The organism is Brachyspira sp. SAP_772 (assembly GCF_009755885.1).
Classification (GTDB): domain Bacteria; phylum Spirochaetota; class Brachyspiria; order Brachyspirales; family Brachyspiraceae; genus Brachyspira.
In genome coordinates this window covers 1-722 of the sequence record NZ_VYIX01000151.1, presented here as the reverse complement: position 1 = coordinate 722, position 722 = coordinate 1, and the positions used below count along the sequence as shown (strand labels likewise).

The 722-nt window shown below is 23.3% G+C and carries 1 protein-coding gene; it reads right to left on the bottom strand.

All coding sequences use genetic code 11. From position 1 onward, the window contains the following. Positions 1–146: 146 nt before the first annotated feature. On the bottom strand, positions 147–569 hold the full coding sequence (locus GQX97_RS13170; protein WP_157152289.1) for a hypothetical protein: 423 nt from the start codon (positions 567–569) through the stop codon (positions 147–149). Positions 570–722: the final 153 nt, after the last annotated feature.

Sequence of the window (722 nt, the reverse complement as noted above, 5' to 3'; positions counted from 1 at the left end):
ATTAAAAATATTATCAAGCTCTTCATTTTGCCAATTATCTAGAAACATTAAATATTGTTCTTTATAGAAATCTCCTTTTTTTAACTGTATATTTAATTGTGCTAATTCATATAAAAATCTGCCTACTCTGTCTAAATCTTTATTATTCATTGTTTAGGTACATCTCCATCTAAAGATATATTTGAATAACTTCTATCACTYGTTACTATTGARCCAAAATYATTAATAAATTGTTCTTTATATTCTTTTGAYTTTTCTCTTATATAGTTTATTAAATCRCTATTAGAAGCATAAACAGATGTAAAAACTTCAGCRACAGTAAACATTATATATTGCTTAATACTAAAAGTAGGGAGTTTATTTTCAGCTGTAGGAAGCTCATAACCATTATCAYTTATTATTTTTTTTACTTCTAAAGTTTTATTAAATAATAGATTATCTAAATATYTTATATCTATTATATTAGGACTTTGATTATCTATATTATTTTCATCATCACTAAAAGCAAAAGCCTTAAATTGCGTTTTAAACTCTTCTACACTTGGCTTAAAATAAAACTCCTCACTCATAATATATCCCTTTATTTTTTTGTTTTTTCAATAAGCTGTTTTTTTAATGCCTCAATTTCAGCTTTCAAAGATTTATTTTCATTTTCYAAAGCTTCTATCTTTTTTATATTCTCATCACTATTTTTTAGAGTTTCAATTTCWGCTTTCAAAGAT